The organism is Leptospiraceae bacterium, assembly GCA_025059995.1.
Lineage (GTDB): Bacteria > Spirochaetota > Leptospiria > Leptospirales > Leptonemataceae > SKYB61.
The window spans coordinates 426535-448347 of the sequence record JANXCF010000002.1 but is presented as its reverse complement, the minus strand read 5'-3'; the positions used below and the strand labels follow the sequence as shown (position 1 = coordinate 448347).

The 21813-nt window shown below is 34.7% G+C and carries 20 protein-coding genes; 14 read left to right on the top strand and 6 right to left on the bottom strand.

The features are described 5' to 3' along the window. Positions 1–14: 14 nt before the first annotated feature. Positions 15–1082: a flagellar motor switch protein FliM gene (gene fliM, locus NZ853_04500; protein MCS7204935.1), complete on the bottom strand. Its 1068-nt coding sequence runs from the start codon at positions 1080–1082 to the stop codon at positions 15–17. Between the two features lie 186 nt (positions 1083–1268). Between fliM and NZ853_04495 the strand changes: the two genes are divergently transcribed. The 4 genes from NZ853_04495 to NZ853_04480 are packed head-to-tail and all read left to right on the top strand — an operon-like array spanning position 1269 to position 3410. Continuing rightward, on the top strand, positions 1269–1991 hold the full coding sequence (locus NZ853_04495) for a MotA/TolQ/ExbB proton channel family protein (GenBank protein MCS7204934.1): 723 nt from the start codon (positions 1269–1271) through the stop codon (positions 1989–1991). Beyond that, positions 1972–2379 (top strand): biopolymer transporter ExbD, encoded by a 408-nt coding sequence (locus NZ853_04490; GenBank protein MCS7204933.1) that lies wholly within the window; start codon positions 1972–1974, stop codon positions 2377–2379. Before NZ853_04495 ends, NZ853_04490 begins: the two co-directional genes overlap by 20 nt. Further along, entirely contained in the window at positions 2376–2789 is a 414-nt protein-coding gene (locus NZ853_04485; GenBank protein MCS7204932.1) for a biopolymer transporter ExbD, read from the top strand. The genes NZ853_04490 and NZ853_04485 overlap by 4 nt, the downstream gene beginning before the upstream one ends. Before the next feature lie 3 nt (positions 2790–2792). Next, a complete protein-coding gene (locus NZ853_04480; GenBank protein ID MCS7204931.1) occupies positions 2793–3410 on the top strand; it encodes a hypothetical protein in 618 nt (205 codons plus the stop codon). Between the two features lie 2 nt (positions 3411–3412). Here NZ853_04480 and NZ853_04475 read toward each other — a convergent pair whose 3' ends face one another. Genes NZ853_04475 through NZ853_04460 form a run of 4 tightly spaced genes read right to left on the bottom strand, consistent with a single transcriptional unit; the run spans position 3413 to position 5804 of the window. Then, positions 3413–3943, bottom strand: a complete 531-nt coding sequence (locus tag NZ853_04475) for a flagellar basal body-associated FliL family protein (protein ID MCS7204930.1) — start codon at positions 3941–3943, stop codon at positions 3413–3415. 46 nt (positions 3944–3989) lie between these two features. Beyond that, the gene (gene motB / locus NZ853_04470; protein ID MCS7204929.1) at positions 3990–4799 is read right to left on the bottom strand and encodes a flagellar motor protein MotB; all 810 of its coding nucleotides are present in this window, start codon (positions 4797–4799) and stop codon (positions 3990–3992) included. Position 4800: 1 nt separating this feature from the next. Further along, the gene (locus NZ853_04465) at positions 4801–5589 is read right to left on the bottom strand and encodes a motility protein A (GenBank protein MCS7204928.1); all 789 of its coding nucleotides are present in this window, start codon (positions 5587–5589) and stop codon (positions 4801–4803) included. Beyond that, positions 5589–5804 carry a flagellar FlbD family protein gene (locus NZ853_04460; protein ID MCS7204927.1) on the bottom strand — a complete coding sequence of 72 codons (216 nt, stop codon included), beginning with the start codon at positions 5802–5804 and terminating at the stop codon, positions 5589–5591. The genes NZ853_04465 and NZ853_04460 overlap by 1 nt, the downstream gene beginning before the upstream one ends. Before the next feature lie 49 nt (positions 5805–5853). Between NZ853_04460 and NZ853_04455 the strand changes: the two genes are divergently transcribed. Further along, positions 5854–6666 carry a CPBP family intramembrane metalloprotease gene (locus tag NZ853_04455; protein MCS7204926.1) on the top strand — a complete coding sequence of 271 codons (813 nt, stop codon included), beginning with the start codon at positions 5854–5856 and terminating at the stop codon, positions 6664–6666. A gap of 8 nt (positions 6667–6674) precedes the next feature. Here the strand turns inward: NZ853_04455 and NZ853_04450 are convergent, their stop codons facing one another. Then, positions 6675–7691: an NAD(P)-dependent alcohol dehydrogenase gene (locus tag NZ853_04450; GenBank protein MCS7204925.1), complete on the bottom strand. Its 1017-nt coding sequence runs from the start codon at positions 7689–7691 to the stop codon at positions 6675–6677. 114 nt (positions 7692–7805) lie between these two features. Here NZ853_04450 and NZ853_04445 point away from each other — a divergent pair, with 114 nt between their 5' ends. The 9 genes from NZ853_04445 (at position 7806) to rfaE1 (ending at position 21809) form a co-directional block, all read left to right on the top strand. Beyond that, the gene (locus NZ853_04445; protein MCS7204924.1) at positions 7806–9260 is read left to right on the top strand and encodes an O-antigen ligase family protein; all 1455 of its coding nucleotides are present in this window, start codon (positions 7806–7808) and stop codon (positions 9258–9260) included. Then, complete coding sequence (gene secA, locus NZ853_04440; GenBank protein MCS7204923.1) at positions 9257–12085, top strand: preprotein translocase subunit SecA; 2829 nt, start codon at positions 9257–9259, stop codon at positions 12083–12085. The genes NZ853_04445 and secA overlap by 4 nt, the downstream gene beginning before the upstream one ends. A 1-nt stretch (position 12086) precedes the next feature. Beyond that, positions 12087–12947 (top strand): tryptophan synthase subunit alpha, encoded by an 861-nt coding sequence (gene trpA, locus NZ853_04435; protein MCS7204922.1) that lies wholly within the window; start codon positions 12087–12089, stop codon positions 12945–12947. Between the two features lie 36 nt (positions 12948–12983). After that, the gene (locus tag NZ853_04430; GenBank protein ID MCS7204921.1) at positions 12984–15683 is read left to right on the top strand and encodes a CHASE2 domain-containing protein; all 2700 of its coding nucleotides are present in this window, start codon (positions 12984–12986) and stop codon (positions 15681–15683) included. 14 nt (positions 15684–15697) lie between these two features. Beyond that, positions 15698–17623: a 1-deoxy-D-xylulose-5-phosphate synthase gene (gene dxs, locus NZ853_04425; GenBank protein ID MCS7204920.1), complete on the top strand. Its 1926-nt coding sequence runs from the start codon at positions 15698–15700 to the stop codon at positions 17621–17623. A 72-nt stretch (positions 17624–17695) separates the two neighbouring features. Then, positions 17696–18172 (top strand): hypothetical protein, encoded by a 477-nt coding sequence (locus tag NZ853_04420; GenBank protein ID MCS7204919.1) that lies wholly within the window; start codon positions 17696–17698, stop codon positions 18170–18172. Next, complete coding sequence (locus tag NZ853_04415; protein MCS7204918.1) at positions 18147–20123, top strand: ATP-dependent DNA helicase; 1977 nt, start codon at positions 18147–18149, stop codon at positions 20121–20123. Before NZ853_04420 ends, NZ853_04415 begins: the two co-directional genes overlap by 26 nt. Further along, positions 20090–20851, top strand: a complete 762-nt coding sequence (locus NZ853_04410) for a hypothetical protein (protein ID MCS7204917.1) — start codon at positions 20090–20092, stop codon at positions 20849–20851. The genes NZ853_04415 and NZ853_04410 overlap by 34 nt, the downstream gene beginning before the upstream one ends. Next, positions 20835–21809, top strand: a complete 975-nt coding sequence (rfaE1, locus tag NZ853_04405; protein MCS7204916.1) for a D-glycero-beta-D-manno-heptose-7-phosphate kinase — start codon at positions 20835–20837, stop codon at positions 21807–21809. Before NZ853_04410 ends, rfaE1 begins: the two co-directional genes overlap by 17 nt. Positions 21810–21813: the final 4 nt, after the last annotated feature.

Genomic DNA, 21813 nt, shown 5'->3' with positions numbered 1-21813 from the left:
TTCAATACTCATTTTTATTCTTTTTTGTCTTTCGTTGTAGCTAAAAGCTCATCAGGAATGTCTTCTATGGATTCTCCAATTTGGACTGCTAAGCGCTTCCCTACTCTACCTGCAATGCACTTGAACTTTTTTCTTTCACCAATTTTTACGATAAACTCACCATTAATGGTAGTATTCAATCGAACAATATCACCAACTTGGAGATTTATCACATCAAGAATGGAAAGTTCAATTTCTCCAACCTCACAGCGTATAGGGAGTTGGATCTGCTCTAAACGTTTTTGTATCAATTCTTTCATTTCTTCTGTTTGTGCACTTTGGATAGAAGAATACCAATACTGAGCTGAAAGTTTATTCACTATGGGTTCAATGGTGATATAAGGAATACAAAAGTTCATATTTCCTTCTACTTCAGCAATTTTCGTTTCAAAAGTGATTAGAACCACCATATCGTTAGGAGGCACAATCTGAGCAAATTGAGGGTTGGTTTCTATGTTGCCAAGCCTTGGTCTTAAATCTACCACAGTCGACCAAGATTCTCGTAGGTTTCCCAACATTCGGACAATGACGTTTTCCATCACTGAACGTTCTATGTCAGTTAATTCACGGTTTATGTTTTTGATTAATTCTCCCTTACCTCCAAAAAGTCGATCAATGATAGCATAGCTGATATTCGGATCGATTTCTAAAATAGCAGAACCTCGTAAAGGGTCCATGTTGACAATTGCTAAGGTGGTAGGAGAAGGAATGGAACGGTTAAATTCCTCATAAGTTAATTGATCCACACCGCCACCACCAGAACCCACATGAACTTGCACGGCAGTTCGAAGTTGCGCTGATAAAGAAGTAGTGACCATTCTGGCAAAAGTTTCGTGTATCATTTGCAAAGTTCGGATTTGATCTTTAGAGAATTTGTCAGGTTTACGAAAGTCGTATGGCTTTACGTCTTTTTTACTTATCGTTGCTGTTTCTTTTTCATCCTTTAACTCTGTAATACTATAATCTTGGGAAAAAAAAGGTGTAGAACTGCTGATTTGTTTAAATAAATCATTGATTTCATCATTCGATAAGACCTCTGTCATAATTCTAAATTATGACAAATTTTCTTTCAATCAAGATTTTTTTATAAAATACTTGAAATTTTCGTTTTTTTAACTGATAAAAATTTATCGACATTTTTTCTACATGCTATAGCTTATTAGCAAATGAAAATTAACCAACCGTTTAATCATCGAGCATCTTCGACAAGAGTCTTTCTTTATCTTGTTATGTTTATCTTAGCAATACATTTGTTTTTGTTGAGTTTGCCCAAAGAAATTTATCCACAGCAAGAACCACCTCTTCAAGAAGAAACCCAAATGACTATGAGAGAAACCATTTTTGACTGGATCCAAAAAGGTGGTCCTACCATGTATGTTTTAGGCTTGATTTCTTCTATCATCATCGGTTTTTCAATAGAACGATATATTTTCTTTAAGAGAAGTGGGGTAAAAACAAAGAATTATTTTTATGTATTCTCACAGCATTTGGAAAAAGGTCTCAATGAATTAGAGACTTTTCTTAATCAAGATCGAAGTTTAATATCAAGAGTTTTGCAACAAGGAATACACAATAAAAGCAAAGGACCTCAAGTTGTGGAAAAACAAATTGAAAATGCAGCCATAATTGAAGTAGGAAGACTTGAGAAAGGGCTAAACCTCCTTTCAAACCTTGGAAATTTAGCGCCTCTTGTAGGTTTCTTTGGAACCGTGATTGGTATGAGAAATAGCTTTATCCAATTTACCATTAAAGTAGCTCCCACAGCAAGAGATTTAGCGGCAGGGGTGGAAGAAGCTTTGATAACCACTCAAGCAGGACTTTTGATTGCGATTCCAACTTATTTGATTTTCAACTTGTTTATCTACTGGATTGATACTTTGACAATCGAGATTGAACGCTGCGGAAATTTACTCATCAACAAGCTTCAAGAAGATGGCTATTCAAATTCGTAGAAAAATTAGAGCTCCAGAAGAAATCCCTTTAGCAAGCACTGCTGATATCGCTTTTTTGTTGATTATCTTTTTTTTGGCGGCAAGTGCGTTGTTGGAACTCAAAGGAGTAAAACTCCCTATACCCAAAAAAGATGCTCCCCCCATACAAGTTGAGTCAAAAAATCTAATCAAAATAAACATCACAAAAGATCAAAGCTTTATTTACGAAAATAAAAGCTATAACCTAAAAGAAGTCTTAGAGGTTCTGGAAGCGAAATTTCGTCAAAACCCAGAAATGATTGTTTCTATTAAAGTCGATCCCGAGTGTCCTACGGAAATCATACCCAAGTTTCTCTTTGGATTGAAAAGAAAGAATATTTATCGTTTTTCTATGACGATGGCAAAATGAAGCTCCGAAAGCGAAGGAATTTTGAATCCATTCCTCTTTCGGCGATGGGTGATATAGCTTTTTTGTTGTTGATTTTTTATATTTCAACTACCATGCTTTCGGATCAAAAACCAAGGGAAATTGCTCTACCAGAACTTACAGCGGAAGCCCAAACAACTCCTTATCCCATTATCATTTATTTGGATATGGAATTGGCTAAAGAAAACAGAGTTTATTTTTTTAATCAAGAAATCCCTCTTGTAGTTCTTGAACAAGAACTAAAAAGAAAAATCCAAGAAGCTCCAGACTCTTATCGTGTTTATCTCAACATCCAAAAAGACTTACCCTTTAAGTATATGTATCAAATTCTACAGAAGATGAAAGAAATAGGAATAAAAAATTTAATCATAACCACAAAACCTATAGAATAAACTATGAACACAAAACTAATAGATAGATTAGATCTTCGATTTTGGACCTTTGTTGGTTTTTGTATACAAGTCCTTTTACTGGTTTTTGCTGAGATTTTCTTTTCACTATTTGAAGATGAGATCATCCAAAAAAAAGACTCGGTTTCGATTTTCACGGATCTCTCCATCATTGAATATCAAGAACCCACAGCTCCCATACAACAAGCACAAACAAAAGATTTATCCGAAACCATCATCGAAACCCAAAAACCTCTGAAAGAAGAACAAGTTAATTGGCAGAATGCTGTAGACCCTACTTTGGATTTCTCACAAAGGTATGTAGCAAAGATTTCTGTCCAGGTATCTCCGGACGATTATCCCTCGAAAGCCAAAGCCTTCAACTTAGGAAAAGTAAAAGTTTATGTGATGCTCTATATTAGTTCAACTGGCAAAATCAAAGATGTAAAAGTAAGAAACATCGAAAGCACCTCAGGAAACATTGATGCTTTTAGAGAAGATTTTTATCAAGCAGTCAGAAAAATCTTTTTAGAAAAAGGAAAACTTCTTTCCCCACCCTACCAAGTCAATGGTGAATACAAAGACTTCATTTGGTATACAAGTGTAACTTTTATGTTAGAATGATTTTAGTTAATGATAAATTCGTTAAAATACACTTCTTCGATTTTCCCTTCCGCAAGAACATGATTGATAGATGCCTTAATTTCTTCTCGTAATTGGAGTTGCCCTTCTATCGTAGATAATTCCTCTCGAGTTTTCGAAGCCAAAATCAAATTAATGATATTTCTTAGCTGAGGTGTCCTTTGAACCAACTCTGCCGCTAATGCTTTATTTCCTGGCTGAAATCCAACACTTAACTTCAAACGAATAAAATGTAATTCTTCCCTATCAGCTGTATTTACACGAAAATCTTCAGTAAAGTTATAAATTTCTAAAGGTGGTGGTGGTTTTACTACGGCAATCGAAGCAATCTCTTTGTATTGTTGGGCTGTTGCAAATTTTGCTACATAATAAGCTATTAGTGACATAACTATAATACCCACCAAGCCCAAAGCAATGTAAATTAATATTTTGATGATTCGATTTAGTCCTGTTTGGGTTTGGGCTGGCTGAATTTGTTCTTGTGCTTGTTCTACCTCTTCATCTGCTATTCCCATACTTTCCTCCTCTTTTTTTATAAATTATAGAAGTATTATAAAAACTTCAATCCGGAATCATACTTTCCAAAGAAGGGGGATTTAGATTATTTTGATCAAATCGATTTTTTAGAGGTTCTCTATACGGAAGAATAACAATATCAATCCTACGGTTATGAGCATCAGCCTCAGGAGTCCCCAATTCACCTTCGTAAACTAAAGGGCGATAAGAACCATAACTTAATGCCTGAAGCAAACTCGGATTTACATTCAACGATTGAAGGTAAGTAGCCACTTCAACAGCTCTTGCGGAAGCTAAATCCCAGCTGTTTTTGTATTTTCTTTCACCAGCATAGGGAGATTGCAATTCTACTTCTTTTGCTCCTGCGTGTCCTTCAATCCTTGTGTAGCGCTTTAAATCTTTAAGTAAATAAGAAACTTTTTTTAGCACTTCTTCTATAGCAGGTGTCAATTTTGCACTCCCTGGCTCAAAGTAATCAGCCCCAATCAAAGAAATGACTAAGCCCCTTTCGTTTTCTTCTACCCGCACTTTTTTTGCTTGAATTTCTGGTTTGAAGATTGATATCGCTTCCGTTTTTGCTTTTGACAAAGCTCTACCACGAGTTTCTGATGGTAAACTTTCTACATTCAATCCCATATCTTCAAGTCTTGCTCTTTGTAGAGTTTGTCCACCCTCAAAAAATCCTAAAGTATTAGAAAAAGCTGAAAGAATAATAAAGATTTCTTTGGGTATTTCTTTTCCTAAACTGAATAACATCACAAAAAACGTAAGAAGTAAAGTTACCATATCACTATAAGTGGTGAGCCAAATAGGAGCTTCTTCACAGGCTGGACATTCTTCTCTTCTTCTTGCCATTTTACCTTTGCCCTAACACTTCATCTAAAACAGCTCGATCGGCTGGCGCCAAGAACGATGCTAATTTGTCTTTTAGAACCCTTGGGTTTTCTCCCTGTTGTATTCCTATAATACCTTCTATCATCACAGTTCGTTCTAAAATTTCATCAGCGTCTTTGGTTAAAAGTTTATCTCGTATAGGTAAAGCTATCAAGTTAGCACCAATTGAACCATATAAAGTGGTAATCAATGCTGTTGCCATTCCTTGACCTATTGCTGAAGCATCCCCTGTTCCCAAGTTCTTTAGCATTTGTATGAGTCCCAACAAAGTCCCAATCATACCAAAAGCTGGCAAATACCCACCCAACATGGAAAAGAACTTGATATTTGCAGCATGTCGATTTTTGATTGCGGTTAATTCGTTATCTAAAATGTTTCGTATTTGATCTTGATCAGTTCCATCAACTACTAATTGAATTCCTTTTCTCATGAAAGGATCTTCAATCTCAGCAAGTTCATCCTCTAATGAGAGTAAACCTTCTCTTCTTGCTTTCTCTGCTAACGTTAAGAATCGTGTCATGATATCCACTATGGAAACTTTTCTTTCAATAAAAGCAAACTTCAAAAAATTTGGAAGATTACGTATGCGAAAGAAGGGATTGGCAATCACCGTTGCCGCTATACCCCCACCAAACGTAATGAAAATTGAAGGCAAATCAAAAACATCAAAAAAACTCAAACCCGAAACAAACATTCCAAACAATAAAAGTAAGGCACCTCCTATTAATCCGACAATGGTTGCTATATCCATCAAGATTGTTTATCGACAATTTTGATAATTTTATCATAAAATATTTTTCTTTCAAAATCGATGATTTTTTCTTGAATTTCCTCAGGAGTTTCCCTAACCACAAAACTCTGACCGTTCATTAAATGAATGGTAGTATCGGGATTCGTTTCAATCCGTTCAATCAATCGATGGTTCAAATAAAAAGCTTTTTTATTCAATCGATGAAGAAGAATCATAAAGAAAGAAAAAAGTTTTCTTTATAAAAATCCACAAAAAAAAGAGTTCATGAAATTCAAGAACTTTCGCTATCCTAAAGCCATCCTCGTTTTTATTTTATTTGTTTTTGGCAATCTTGTGATTAGTTTTGTAATTCAACTTTTATTTGCTTTAGAAATAATCTCATATCACGACTTAAAGTTGTTTTTGAGCCTCACGTTCGTTCTCCCCATTTTGTTAATCCATTGGTTATTTCGATTCGAAGTTATCTATCCAAAATTTGAAACCAACTTGGGATTCTACTTTTTAACTTTGATTCTGGCATTATCAATACAATTTTTGGCAACGGCATTGGAAATCATGAGTTTTTCATTTATCCCTGAAAGATTTCATGAGTATTACTATCATCTAAAAGAATTCCTTTTCCCCAAAGACGAAAAGGATCTTTGGTTAAGTTTGTTCACCATTGGTTTTGTAGCTCCCATAAGCGAAGAGTATTTTTTTCGAGGAATAATTCTGTCGAATTTAGTTAAATATCACTCTCCCAGTTTTTCTAACATCTTACAAGCTCTTCTTTTTGGTTTTGCCCATTTGAATCCCTTTCAAGTTCTTTACGCATTTCCGATTGGAATTCTTTTCGGGTATTTGTATCTAAAAACAAAAAATCTTTGGATACCCATGGTTTTACATATATTTGTCAATAGTATTAGCCTGATTTTTAGTTTTGTTGAGTTTCCTTCTTTTCTAGGTGATTACCTTGAACCTTTCGTTGATCCCAATGCAAAAAAAGAAAATCTTCCTTTTGAGGTTCTTTTGCTATCAACTTTGATATTGATTTATTCACTTTACGCTATCCCTAGAAAATACCCCAAAAAAGATTAAGAAAAAGACTAAGAAAGAGAAATACAAACCTTTCCGAAATGGGAACCTGATGCCATGTATTCAAAGGCTTTAGGAGATTCCTCAAAAGGAAATACTTTGTCCACAACGGGTTTTATCGAAAATGTATCAAAGACTTGATTCATTTCCACAAAAGATCGTTTATGCCCCGCAAAAACTCCTTGAATGGTGATATTCTGCATCAATACCGAAGTCAAATCTATGGGAGCCTTTTTTCCTGCCAAAACCCCAATCAAAAACACTACTCCATTTGACTTAACACTTCGAAGGGATTTTTCCAATGTTCCGACTCCACCCACTTCTATCACGTAATCAACTCCTTTGGAGTTGGTGATGGCTTGGACTTCTTTTTCCCAGTCAGGATTTTGTTGATAATTGATGGTATAATCAGCTCCTAATCGTCTTGCTCTTTCTAGTTTTTCGTTGCTGCTAGATGTGATGATGACTTTAAGTCCCAGCAGCTTTCCGAATTGCAATGCAAAAATGGAAACCCCACCAGTTCCTAAGGTCAACAAAGTCTGACCAGGGATTGGCTTTCCAAACTCAAATAAGGCACTCCAAGCCGTCAAAGCAGCAACAGGTAACGTAGAGGCTTCTACATCGGTGAGGTTTTTTGGTGCAGGAACCACCTCTGATGCCTTAACTACAAAGTATTTTTGTAAAACTCCTGGTAATGGTCCTCCTAAGGTTCTTCGATGGATTTCTCGAAAAAGCTTTCCATCATGCCAACCTTGAGTGATGATGGGAAGCACTCGATCTCCTTCTTTGAATTCTTTGACGTTATTTCCCACCTTTACGACAACCCCCAAACCATCAGAGCAAGGAACCATTGGTAAATTTAATTTCGGGTTGTATTCTCCTTTGATCATTAAAAGGTCTCGATAATTCAAAGAAACTGCTTTGATTTCTAATAACAATTCATCATCTTGTATCTCCGGAACTTCTTCCTCATAGACTTTTAAATGATTCATGCCAAAGGCTTCAAACTTCCATGCAATGTTTTTCATAATATGCCAAGTTTATTTGGGTTTCTAATATGGCATTTCAATTTTTAATCAAAATTTCGAAATAAGATTGTGATTTACGTAAAAGCGTTTTTTGTAATTTTTGCTTTATATCTAATGAAATTTTCTATCGAACATATCTCTTTTCTGTCGGGGATAGTTGGGATTTTGTTTTTGCCATTTTCTTTGTCCCTCACCCAATTTTTCTTGTATTTAGCTTCTCTTTTATTGATCATTCACTTGCTACGAAACCAAAATTTGACTATATTTTCCCCCATTCGAAAGATACTTTTTTCTTTTGGAGCTCTGTATTTATGGATTTTTTTTATTTCTTTGATCCAGAAGATTTCTTTTTTTCAGATCATTCAATCTGAGTTTAAAGACGGTTTTTTGATTCTTTTTTTTCTTTGGGCATTCTATTTCGCAAATAGTTCATTTCAAAAGCAACTCACCAAAACCATAGGTCTTGTAATCTTTGTCTTTTTTGTGATTGGATGGATGTCTTCATTTCTACCCTTTCGTTTAGCCAATCTTCCTTATCATCTAGGACATGGGTTCGAGTTTAATTCCCAATACCGAGAACAACACTTTTTATTTTCTATCCCGTTTTTGATGGATCAATGGGATTTTCCTGAACCAAAACCCTTTGGTATTTATGTTCCGGTTGGATTTACTCAGACTCACCTTTCTTTTGGAGCTCTCGTGGGAATGTCATCTTTATATGTGGTCTATATTACTCTTCTATTGTTTATCCAAAAAAACGTTAAGACAACTTCAGTGTTTTTAGGATTTTCGTTTTTGTACTTGCTTATCGTCTTCTTCACCCAAGCTCGTTCAGTTGTCGTGGGTTTGTTTTTCTTAGTTCTCTTGTTTCTAGTGATTTTTTTTAAAAATCTTCATGTTTTTCAAATCCAAATTCAAATCAAAAAACTCATGAGTACGATCTTTTTTTGGTTTATTGGATTTATTGCTTTCTTTTCTGGAATTACTTCTGTTTTGATTTTGTTCTCTGATAAAGGTCTTATTGAGATTTCTCAAAATTTGCTTCATTTTGATAGAAGACACACGGATTACCAACGTGAATTACTTTGGTTTCTTGCTTTGAGGGTTTTCTTCGAAAACCCCTTTGGAGTGGGAGCTGGTAGTTTTAAATCAGCCATTTTTGAAGAAATGCTAAAGCAGATTTCCCAAAAACCACTTCTTTGGTATCCTTTTTTTCAAACTGAAATTGTCCATGCCCATAGCGATTTTTTGCATTTTCTTGTGATTTCTGGTTTTGTTGGAGCAGCTTCGTATTGGCTTTTTTTCTTTTTTTCTTTAAAAACAAGCTTGGAATTATTTACCCACCAAAATCACGAAGTAGAAAATAACATCAAAGACATTTATTTTTCCGAGATGAACTTTAGGATTTACTTGTTTTTGCCAATTTTTTTGTTGTTTTCTGGTTTGTTTCAATGCTATTTTTTGGATGATCATACCATGCAATTTTTTTGGATATTATACGGCACATCCTTAGGTTTATCCCAGAAACACAACCACAACAAGAACCAAGAACAAGGAGAGAAAACATGATGCAAAAATTCCTAAGCTTGATTTTTGGCACAAAACATGAAAGAGATATTCGAAAACTTGTTCCTATTGTTGAAAAAATCAATTCCTTAGAACCCCAAATCAAACAACTCAGTAGCGAAGATTTTCTTCAAAAAACCCAGTATTTTCGTGAGGTTGTTCAAAAATCCCCAAACCCCGAACAAACACTGAATGAAATTCTCCCTGAGGCTTTCGCGTTAGTTCGAGAAGCGGCATGGCGAACCATCGGACAAAGACATTTCGACGTTCAGCTCATGGGTGGGATAGTTTTACACCAAGGAAAAATTGCAGAGATGAAAACAGGAGAAGGAAAAACCCTCACCGCAACCTTAGCCATTTACTTAAATGCTCTTAAAGGTAAAGGCGTTCATGTTGTAACTGTGAATGACTATTTAGCCAAGCGGGATGCCAACTGGATGAAGCCCATCTACGATTACTTAGGGATTAGTGTAGGCTACATCCAAAACCAAATGCCTTTTGAAGAACGAAAAAAGGCATATCAAATGGATGTGACTTACGGAACTAACAACGAATTTGGGTTTGATTACCTTCGAGACAACATGGCAACGGATCTTTACCATAAAGTCCAACGTGGACACCACTATGCCATCGTAGACGAGGTGGATTCTATCTTGATTGACGAAGCTCGAACCCCTTTGATTATCTCTGGTCCAACAGAAGACAACATTGGTTTGTATCAAATCATCGATAGAGCAGTTCGACAGCTCATTCAATATGAGCAAAAAGCACCACCCCCACCTCCAAGAAAGTTAGAACCAGGACAGATAGAAGAACCTCACATCATTCGGGGTTTTTACTACGATATTGACGAGAAAGCACGACTGGTGCTACTCACCGAAGAAGGAGTCAAAAAAATCGAAGAAATCTTAAGAATACAAAACCTCTTTGCACCAGAATACATCAACATGGTGGCTGCCATCAATCAGTCTTTAAAAGCTCACTTAGTTTATAAAAACGAAGTGGATTACGTAGTAAAAGATGGAGAAGTCATAATTGTTGATGAACATACGGGACGCCTCATGATTGGAAGAAGATACTCCGATGGTTTACATCAAGCCATTGAAGCCAAAGAAGGTGTTCCCATCAAGCAAGAAACCCAAACCTTAGCAACAATCACTTTCCAAAATTACTTTCGTATGTATAAAAAACTCGCAGGAATGACAGGAACCGCTGACACCGAAGCAGAAGAATTCAAAAAAATCTATAATTTAGATGTTGTGGTAATTCCCACGAATAAACCCGTGATACGAATTGATTATCCTGACAAAGTATACAAAACCGAAAAAGAAAAATTCCAAGCCATCATTAAAGATATACTAGAACGACACCAAAAAGGACAACCCATTCTCGTAGGAACGATTTCCATAGAAAAATCAGAATATCTATCCCAACTCCTAAAAAAATACAAAATCCCCCATGCTGTGTTGAACGCAAAGTATCACGAAAAAGAAGCAGAAATCATCGCAAATGCGGGAAAACCCGGAGCCGTCACCATTGCTACGAACATGGCAGGTAGAGGAACAGATATCATTCTCGGTGGTTATCCTATGTATTTAAAAGATTTGGAAAAATTAGAAGAAAAAGAAATTGCCATCAAAGAATTCAAAGAAGCTATCCATAGAAAAGAATTCGATCGAGCAAAAGAAATCATTCCTCAAATTCAGGATCCCCATTCCCAAAAAATTTCCAAGCAAATCCTAGATAGTGCTCTAAGATGGCTTCAAGATCACAACAAAGTCAAAGAAGTAGGTGGCTTACACATCATTGGAACCGAACGTCATGAATCACGTAGGATTGATAACCAACTTCGAGGACGTGCTGGAAGACAAGGAGACCCTGGTTCGAGTCGATTTTATCTTAGCTTAGAAGATCATTTGATACGACTTTTTGGGGGCGAAGGATGGAGAAACTTAATGCAGAGGATGTGGGTGGAAGAAGGACAAGAATTAGAATCACGCTTAGTGGATAAAGCCATAGCTCGAGCCCAAAAAAAAGTAGAAAACCATAACTTCGACATACGAAAACATCTTTTGGAATACGACGATGTTTTGAATCGCCAAAGAGAAATCATTTACAAAGAACGAGATAAAATCCTAGAAAACTCTTCTGTTCGAGACACGATTTATCATTTCTTAGAAGATGTCTTAGAAAAGAAAATCCTTCTTTATTGTGAACACAAGGATATTGATAATTGGGATTTAGGGTCTTTGCGGGAGACTTTGAAATTGAGCTTGGAGGTGGACATTCCCATAGATACCCAAGAATTTAAAGAAAGACTTCAAAAAGAAGACGATCCACAACTTTTTCTTTATAAAATGATTCTCAACACATGTAAAGAAAAATACGAAGAAAAAGCCAATTCCATCAACCCCCAAGATTTTCAATACATCGAAAAAAGAATCCTTTTGGATGTGATTGATGCCAAATGGAAAGAGCATCTTTATCAAATGGATCAACTTCGTGAGGGAATCTGGGCAAGTAGCTATTCTGAAAGAAATCCTTTAGTGGAATATCGTCTCAAAGGATTTGAGCTCTTTGATCAAATGATGGATAGTATCAAAGAACATATCATTGAATTTTTATTCCGTATAAAGATCGAAGGACCTGTTGTTCACGAACAAAAAGAACCCCAACGAACGATTGGAGAAGAAAAACACGAAAGCATCAGCGCCTTCGAGGAGAAAAAATCTCAGCCTTCAAAACCACAACCTCAAGAAACCATTGTGGTATCTAGTGGAGGAGCTTCTCAAAAAAGAGGATTTCGTATTCGCAAAAAGAGAAGATAAAATGAAAAATTTATCACAACATATAATAGAAGAAAAAAAAAGAAAACGTTCAGCTCTCTATATGCCTTATCTTACCTTAGGGGATCCTTCGTTCGAAGAGAGTTTTATTGTAGCAAAAGCCATGATAGATGCTGGATCCAGTCTTTTAGAATTAGGGATACCTTTTTCGGATCCAACTGCTGATGGACCTCTGATACAAAAAGCCATGGTTCGATCCATGAACCAAAAGAACTTTTCTTTGGAAAAGATTTTTGAGCTTACTCAAAAGATCCACAATTATGCACCAGAAATCCCTTTAGTTTACTTAACGTATTTCAATCCCATCTTTCAATACAAAAAATCACAAAATGCCTTTTTGGGTGAAGCTTTTTTAAAAAAAGCCTACGAATTAGGTATTCGAGCTTTGGTAATCCCAGACCTTCCCTTAGATTCACCCGAAGCCGAAGAATTACAAAAAAATATTCACTCATTAGAAATTGACATTGCCCTTATTCCAATGATAGCTCCCAATACGAAGTTCAAAAGAGCAAAGAAAATTTTAGAGAAAGGTTCAGGATTTGTGTATTACATCACCAGCTTGGGGGTCACAGGTATCCGAGAAGAATTACCTGATGATTTTATTGAAAGAATATCGCTTTTACAATCACTAACAAATCTCCCTATTTTTGCGGGTTTTGGTATCAGTAAGACAGAACAAGTTGAAAAACTCAAAAATTTATTCGATGGAATCATCGTTGGTAGTTTAAATCACAAAATCATAGAAGAACTCATTGAAAGCCAAAGGCTTGATATGTTGTACCAGCAAATCTTCCAAATCACAAAAAATTTCGTTGATCATTTATCTTTAAATGGAAATATTTAAACCACATTTAGCAGACAATAAATAAAAGGAATTAATATGAAAAGAATAGCAAAGTATTTATTCATTACATCCCTTTCTATACTTATTCTCATGCCAATTTTTCTATTTATTTTGATTGAAATCAAAAGTAGTTATCTCATAAACTATGTTCATTTCTTTCAAGATGTATATTTTACTATTGGACTTGGGCTTTTGTTTTTGGGGGTTGTTTTTTACTTTGAGCCAAAGATTTTAAAAAGGACCAAAGAAAAGAAATGGAATCTCAATGAACTCTTTTCGCTTATTGTATTTGGGATTTCTGTTTTGTTTTTTTTCTATTTGTATTTTTTAGAACCAGACAGTTGGGTTCACCAAATTAAAGCAATTTTTCCCTTGATTGATTTTGTTTCTCCTGATTTGTTTACTTTTTTGCTTTGGTGGAATTTCTTTTTAATTTTGATATCAGCATGGTTTCTGTATAGAATAGTATCTGAAAAAAAACAATTCAAAGAAATCATAGGAAGTATTCTTCTTAGTTTAGTAATTGGGTTTTTATTTGGGATTTTACTTTTGAAAGTTCCTTTTTTGCATTACTTAGAAGAAACCTTTCATTCATTAAAATACAACTGGTTAAGAAATCCAGGAAGAAGCATTCATCTCGAATCAGGGTTGCCTTATTGCCAAGCTCCCTACGATGCAACGGGGAAAAAACTCACAGTCTTTGCTCCTAACCCTCCCTTAGTTAGAGAAGACATCGAAATTTTAGGAATCACAAATGTAACGCTTGAAAAGCTACAAGGAAATTGGCCAATCGATTGGGGGATTTATGCAGAAGTTATCAACAAATTAAACAAAGCAGAAAATAATATCCTTCTTTTCGATATTAGCTTTTTGGACAATAAAGGAATTTACGGTGGTTCCCATTGCGGTGTCTTATTTGAGTGTAGACCCTTGAACAAAAATCAAATCTTAAAGAGTCAGGTGGATATTTTATCAGAAGCTCTACAAAAAAACAAAAATATTATTTTAGCTGACTATCCCATCGAAACTACAGATGAATCAAGACCTAAAATTGTCAATTACGAGAAACGTTTAGCAATTCTTAATGAAAAAGAACGTCTTACAAACATTAAAAACGGAGAATATGCCATTGTATGGGGAAAACTTCCTGTCCCACCAATAGAAAAAATTGCAATATACTTAGATGGCATGGGTTATGCAAACATTCTAAAGCCTGAAACAGGTATCAATCGTCAAGTTCCTTTAGTAGCGAGGATAGTGAACTCAGAAAGAGCTACCAGTCCTGATTATGACCCCAATAAAGATGACTATTTTTATCCTGGGATAGATTTGATTGCAGTAGCCAAGTATTATGGTATTGACATCAAAAAAGACATTGAAGTCGACTTTTTAGAGGGATATGTAAAACTTAAAAATATTCCTGAAAAAACCTTCACAAAGTTTGATTTCAAAACCTTAAAAGAAATTACTTACGACATCATGGCAAAACCCAATCCTCAAAGAGAAATTATCATTCCTATAGACCTAGCTGGACGAATGAACATCAATTTCCGCGGAGGAAGGTATTGCTTTAAATCAAGAGAAATTCTAGAAGTCACTGAATTGTCTCAAGATGATGCTAGTGCATATTACTCAAATAAAATTACCCTCATAGCCATGTATTATGCCACTGGCGTGGGAACAGCTCAAGATATTCATTTATCTCCTTATGGTGATATGGCAGGTATAGAACATCATGCTTATGCCATCAATACGATTTTGAATCAAGATTTTGCTTATACAGTGCCAGATTCTATAAATTTTTTGATTTTATTGATAGTAAGCCTTATCATGGGAACTTATCATCCCTTCGTTAAAACCACTTATAATTATATCTTATTTGTGATAATTGCACTTGCCTATAGTTTTATAACATTTTTCATTACCTTTAATCAGTTTAGTCTACTTCATATTTACCCAACTGTAATTATTCTCCAATTCACACAATTAATTGCTTTTGTCGGTTTCCGCGTCCTTACAGAAGAAGAAAACGTAAAATTCATTCGAACTACATTCTCTAAGTTTGTGTCTCAAGATGTGGTTGAAGAATTATTAAACAATCCGGATGCAATCACCTTAGGAGGTTCAAAAAGAGAAATCACAGTATTTTTCTCTGATGTTCGTGGTTTTACAACTGTTTCAGAAAGACTCACACCAGAAGATTTGGTTAATTTGATTAATGAATATTTATCAGAAATGACTGAACTGATTATAGATTACCGAGGAACGATTGATAAATACATGGGGGATGCCATTATGGCATTTTGGGGTGCACCAACACCCAACGATGATCACGCCTATTATGCATGCGTTGCTGCATTAGCTCAAGCTAAAAAGCTCAAGGAATTGCAACAACGATGGAAAGAAAGAAACATTCCAGTGCTTGATATTGGTATTGGAATCAACACGGGTCCTGCAGTTGTAGGTAATATGGGATCAAGTCGTAGAATGGATTATACGGTGATGGGAGATACTGTAAATTTGGGTTCACGATTAGAAGGAACTACAAAAACTTATGGTGTCCAAATATGTATTTCTGAATTTACTTATGAAAGAGTGAAAGATAGAGTATACGCACGAGAACTCGATTTGGTTCGGGTAAAAGGCAAATTAGAACCCGTAAGAATTTATGAACTCATGGGACTTGTAAACGAAGAAGACTTCGAAAAACTAAAAATTTCCACTAAAAAAACTTAAGATGAGGTTAAAATATGAATCCTAGTAAATATCCATATTTAAGCAAAGTCGATTATCCAGAAGACTTCAGAAACTTTTCTCTCAAAGAGTTAAATTTCCTTTGTCAGGATATACGAGAATATCTGATCGAAACAGTCTCAGAAACAGGAGGTCATTTTGCCTCAAATTTGGGGGTAGTAGAACTCACTGTGGCATTACACTATGTCTTTAACACCCCAAAAGATAAATTGATTTGGGACACTGGTCATCAAACGTATCCTCACAAAATTCTCACAGGACGAAAACATCAACTGAAAAGCGTTAGAAAATTCAAAGGAATCTCAGGTTTTCCCAAGCGGGAAGAATCAGAATATGACTTATTCAATACTGGGCATGCGGGAACATCGATTTCTCAAGTTGTAGGAGAAGCCATAGCACGTGATCTCAAGGGCGAGGACTATAAGTGTATTGCTGTTATTGGTGATGCTTCAATTGCTAGTGGCATGGCTTTTGAAGCTCTTAATCACGCTGGGCACATCCAAACCGATTGCTTAGTTATATTGAACGATAATGACATGTCCATTTCAAAGAACGTTGGTGCTTTGAACCAATACTTGAATAAAATTGTCATGTCGAATTTCTATAACAAATCCCGTGTATTGTGGTATAAGTTTCTCTATTGGCTTCCAATCATAGGACCTGCTTTGAAATTTTTTTCTGAGAAGTTTGAGCGTGCTATCAAAGACTTTTTACTTCCAGGAAGTCTTTTTGAAGATTTTGGTTTTCGATATTTTGGTCCTATCGACGGTCATAACTTGAAAGAGCTGATTGAAGCCCTCAAAAAAGTAAAAATCATGAAAGGTCCCATTCTCTTGCATGTAATCACCCAAAAAGGAAAAGGATACCAACCTGCTGAGAAAAATCCCGTAGAATTTCATAGTGTGACAAAGTTCAACCGAAATGATGGTATTCTCACAAAAGAGAACCCCAATTCTATTAGTTTTAGTAATATTGTTGGAAAAACTTTGATAGAAATTTTCAAAAAAAATCCAAGAGCTGTAGCTATCACTCCTGCTATGATTGAAGGTTCAGGCTTGAGGAAACTTCACGAAACCTTCCCTAATCGTGTTTTTGATGTGGGTATTGCTGAGCAACATTCTATTGCTTTTTCGGGAGCTCTAGCATCAGGCGGTTTAGTTCCTTATATGTGTATCTACTCTACTTTTTTGAATCGTGGCATTGATCAACTTATTCAAGACGTAGCTCTGATGAATTTACCTGTTAAACTGGTGATCGATCGTGGAGGATGTGTAGGACCTGATGGAGAGACTCATCAAGGACTTTATGACTTAGGGTATTTATATGCTATCCCCAATTTGAGATTATATGCACCAGCAACAGGAGCTGAGTTACAAGCCATATTGAAATTCGTTGAAAAAGATGAACTCGGCCCCATTGCCATTCGTTTCCCAAAAGCAGAAGAAAACATAGACAATTTATCTCAAGAAGTAGATGTATCAAATCTAACTCCAGAAATTTTATACAGCACAAATCATCCTACAAAAGTCACAGTGGCAATAGTCACTATTGGAGTAATGAGAAGTGTTGGGTTAGAACTACAACAAATCTTGAGAAAAGAAAGTTATCAATCGGTATTGATTGCCATGAGGTGGGTCAAACCCTTTGATAAAAATGCTTTAGAAAATACCATCAAAAATGCCCAATTTTTGATATTCATTGAAGATTCATACGAATTTGCCAGTGCCTCAATGGCAATCCTAGAACAACTCTCTCCTGAAGCAAAAGGCAAACACTTAAAAACCTTTGCCTTCCCATCATTACCTATAGAACATGGAACAAGAAATGAAATTTTTGATAAATATGGTATAAGTAGCAAAAATATCAGCCAATACTTGTTCGAAGTCTTTGAAAAAGAAGTAAAAAGTGCGATTTCATTTTAGGTTTTAAATTCATTTTTTAAATTAATTTATAAATTTGCTTTAAATTTTATTTATTTATCTAAAATTGAACTTATGAATTATTATTTGGATTATATCCAAAAAGCATTATCCTCTCAACAAAGGGATCAAATTGAATATTTGTTACATCACATTCTAGAAGTAGAACCAAATTATGGAAATTACCTAATGAGTGAATACTACACATATTTTCGAAAAGATTTAGAAAAGGCAAAAAAGCATCTTTTTAAGTTGATCTGGAAAAATAAAAAAGATTATCACTTAAAAATCCATTATTTGCAATTACTATTTCTCAACCAAGAATATCCAAAGGCTTTGAAGTGGTTACAAAGATATCTACCCTATCTCGACAAACAAACAAAATCCCATGTTTATTATATATTGTCTTGGATTTACTTTCTACAAAACAAACCAGAAAGAAGTATACAATGTATAAACTTTTGTTTACGAATTGCTAGTAATTATTTACCTGCAATCTATTTGAGAGAAATCATTCATCAAAAATATGGACAAAGTGAGACCGATATTTGAAAATGCTAATTTATGGAAACAAATCTTTCCTAATTACCAAATCCGAGAAAGTCAAGTTCGATTAGCAGAAGCCATTTATCAAGCAATCCAAGAAGAATCTTTTTTAGTAGCAGAAGCTGGAACAGGAACGGGAAAAACCCTTGCTTACCTTATTGCAAGTATCCTTGCTACTCAAAATGAAAAAATCTTAATCAGTACCGAAACCAAAACTCTCCAAAATCAAATCCTATACAAAGACTTACCTATAGTTGAAAAGGTTCTACAAACCAAAATCCATGCAGAAATTGCCTTTGGTTCCATGAATTATATATGTAAAAGAAGGCTTCAGGAATTTTTAAATTCTGAACAAGTATCCAAGTTTTCGGATAAAGTAGAGATTGAGGACTTTAAAGAATGGGAAAAGCAAACCCAAAGAGGGTTGATTTTTGAATATCCCAAAGAATTACCAAAAAATTTTATCGATGAAGTTGTGAGAATTCCCGATTTATGCTTAAAAAATCAATGTCCTAATTTCAATATATCATACTACTTTCTTGAAAAGAAAAAATGGGAAAAAGCCAAAATTCTCATTGTGAATCACCATCTTCTTGCTTCCCATATCATAAGTAACTTTACGTTACTTCCAAAATTCGAAATAGCAATTATCGACGAGGCTCATTCATTCCCCCAGATTTTTCGGGAACAAAGCCTTCAATGTTTGTCATCACAAGAACTAAAATCTTTTTTTAAAAAACATCAAATCCCGAACGTGGGATTGATCGATGAGTTTTTCAATGAAATCAAAAAACAAATTTTTTCGAATCACCAAAATCAAGAATTAAAAATCAGAATCAAGAATCGTATTCATCATCCTTCTTTGTTGAGCTTGCTTAATCAATTAATTGATATAAAAGGCGAATTAGAAAACAAACAAAATCACATATTAGAGTTGTTCCCAGAATCTAAAACTGAAGAGAGAAATAAAAAAGAATTGGAGTTAGAACAATCAAAAGCATACTTAAACCAGATTGAGAATATCCTGAACACCTTATATGAAGGACCGAAATACAATTACGTTCATTATTTTGAGTCTGATCCTTCGGGATTAGATGGAAGAATCTGCATTACCCCTGTTGAAGTTGGTTCTGACATTAAAGAAAAATTTCTGCAAGTATTAAATTGTGTGATCTTTACTTCCGCTACCCTTTCTGTAAATCAAAAGTTCAATTATTTCAATGAAAAAGTCGGATTAGATGATTATGCAAAAGATCAATTTAGATATAATAGCATTTTAGTTCCATCTCCTTTTGTGTATAAAAAACAAGCCTTAGTTTATATTCCCAAAAATTTAAACCCTGATTCACCTCAATATGTAGAAAACATAACTAAAGAAATTTTTCGTCACTTGGAGTTGCTACAAGGAAACATCTTAGTAATTTTTACATCAAAAAAAACCCTCAATGATGTTTATAAAAAGTTAACCATACTTGATGAATACAAGAATTATCTTCTGTCCAGAAACATAAAGATTTTCTCTCAAGAAATCTTGGGAGCTCCTATGGCATTGAAAAACTATTTGGAAAATAAAAATTCTGTTTTGTTTGGGCTTGATACTTTTCGTCAAGGAATTGATATAGCAGGCGATAAGTTGAAAGGCGTGATTTTAGTAAAACTTCCTTTCTTGGTGCCAACTGATCCTATACAAGAAGCCCAAAGTGAAATGGAAAAAGAAAAAGAACGTGATTATTTTCTTTCAGTTCAAATCCCCGAAATGATCATCAAACTAAAACAAGGGATGGGAAGGTTAATCCGAACAGAAACCGATAAAGGGATCATCTCAATTTTGGACTCAAGAATTTATCAGAAACAATACGGAAAATTCATCCTCAATGCACTATCAGACTATCACATAGTCAATGATTTTGAAGAACTTAAAAAATGCTATCAGGAAAATATATTGGTAAATTTATAATATTTTTTTATATTTTCTTTGTTTATGAGATTTATTCTAATAACAAAGATTTTCTTCAAAAAGAAAAAAATGTCATAATCAATTGGACCAAAGGGACTCTTTCTATTGAATATTCGCAAAACTTTGAGCAAACGCCAAGACAAGAACAGGAAAAAGAAGCTTACAAACAAGCATATTTTGAATTGATCCAAAACTTTCTTCAAATCCCATTTGAAGGTGAAACTCCGATCAAAGAAATTATAGCCCAAAATCCCTTCCTACAAAAAAACTTTCATTCTATTAAAGATTACATTCAAACAGAAAAAAAGAACATTTATCAAAATAGAATAGAATACCGATTAACTTTGTATTTTTATGAGTTCTTAAAAAGATATTTTTTTATACAACCCATTCTTGAAGGTGATTTTTCTCTGCCAGTAAAAAAAGAAAAAGAATTTAACAAAGTGATAATCTATGTTTCCCAAAAAGATTTTTCTCCTACGTTGATTTTCCATCTTTACTCTACCAATGGGAAAAGAATTTTGTCTTTTTTATCGAAAGAAAATTTATATTTTAAAAAAGCTGATTTTATTGTTAAGAATGATCAAATAAAGCCCTATATTGTTTATGCCAATCAGATTTATCAAAATCACATTGTATTACCCCAAGAAGAAATCCAATTTCTACTGGGAATAAAACTTTTACATCCTGATAATATTTTGGTGGTGATCTATGATGAGCCTGAATAACCAAAAGACAAAGCAAATCATCGAAAAGTTCAAAGATATAAAGATACTTGTGGTTGGAGACTTCATGTTGGATGAATACATTTTCGGGAAAGCCGAAAGGATTTCTCCCGAAGCTCCCGTTCCCATCGTTGAAGAAACTCATAGAAAACACATTCCCGGAGGTGCAGGAAATGTATTTTGTAATCTAAAATCTTTACATATAACCACCTATTGTGCTGGAACTTATGGAAAAGATTTAGAAGGTGAGATTCTACTACAAAAAATGAAAGAATTTCAGCTCCATTCAGAAGAAAACTTGCTAATACCTATTTCCAAACCTACAACGAGAAAATCAAGAATTATAGCAACTCATCAACAAATATGCAGATTAGATCGAGAAGATCGAACTCCAATATCGAAAGAAATACTTGATGAATTATTAAAAAAAATCACTTCCATTGCATCAAAAATCGATGGCATCATTATCTCTGATTACGACAAAGGGGTGATTGTTCGTGAATTGATAGAGGAGCTGGTGATTCTGGGGAAAAGGCACCAGATTCCAATTGCGGTAGATCCCCAAATAGGTCATTTTTCTTCTTATCAAGAAGTTTTCATCGTAACTCCAAATCATATCGAAGCAGGTAGATTTTTAAATAGAAAAATCTACAACGATCAAGAGATTGAGCAAGGTGGAAAGGAAATTCTAGAAAAACTAAATTGTGAGAATGTACTTATCACTCGAGGAGAAAAAGGAATGACGTTAATCACAAAATATGAAACCTATCATATTCCCTCAGTAGCAAAAGAAGTTTATGACGTAACAGGAGCAGGAGACACGGTGATTTCAGTTCTTATGGCATCTTATTGCGCAAGTAAAGATTTATTGTATTCAACATTCTTGAGTAATCATGCAGCTGGGATAGTTGTAGGAAGATTAGGAGCGGCAACCGTAAAACCCGAAGAATTGTTGATATAGAAAT